This window comes from Blautia sp. CAG:257 (genome assembly GCF_000433815.1).
Taxonomy (GTDB): domain Bacteria; phylum Bacillota; class Clostridia; order Lachnospirales; family Lachnospiraceae; genus Blautia_A; species Blautia_A caecimuris.
This window is the reverse complement of the sequence record NZ_HF999121.1, coordinates 1-742: the sequence shown is the minus strand read 5'-3', so window position 1 is coordinate 742 and position 742 is coordinate 1. Positions and strand designations below refer to the sequence as shown.

The 742-nt window shown below is 37.9% G+C and carries 1 protein-coding gene; it reads left to right on the top strand.

Annotated features, from left to right (window positions below):
- On the top strand, positions 1-742 hold a 742-nt coding region (locus QVP40_RS13240; protein WP_288200590.1), incomplete at both ends, for a transposase.

The following is a 742-nucleotide window of genomic DNA, read 5'->3' as shown; positions in this document are numbered from 1 at the left end:
ATCGAAGGAATGGAGAAAGTAAGGGATGTCATTGAAAAGAACCGGAAACGAAAACTGACAAAACATAAAAAGCTGTCAAATAATACAATCATCGAAATTGACAACTGTTCTCCATTGGAGATTCTGAAGCTTCAGAAAAACCTGCTCCAGATTGCAGAACAAGAACATATCACGTTTGTTTACAGAAAGGGAAAGAGAAAACCGGAGATCCAGCAGCTTTACGAAGAACTGGAAACCTGCGGTGAACGCCTAATGGGATACAAAGAATGCTTTGAGATTATGGGAAGAGACAGAAACAGTTATTCCAAAACAGATTTAGAGGCTACCTTTATGCGGATGAAAGATGACCATATGAAAAACGGACAGTTAAAGGCCGCATATAATGTTCAGATCGCAGTAGAGAATTATTTCATTGTCCAAGCTTATGTAAGTAATGACCGGACAGATTATAATACATTGATCCCTGTATTGGAAAAGCACAAAAATGCGTTTGGAGAACTTTTGGAGGAAGTAACTGCCGACAGTGGTTATTGTAGTGAAAAAAATCTTCTGTACTTAAAGAAACACAACATTTCCAGTTATATCAAGCTTCAGGATCATGAAAAACGGAAAACACGTGCATACACGGAAGAGATCGGAAAGTATTACAACATGAAAATGCAGATATTTGAGGATGAACTTTATTATATCTGCCATGATGGAAGAGAACTCCATCATATCAGGACCGAGAAAAAAGAACAGG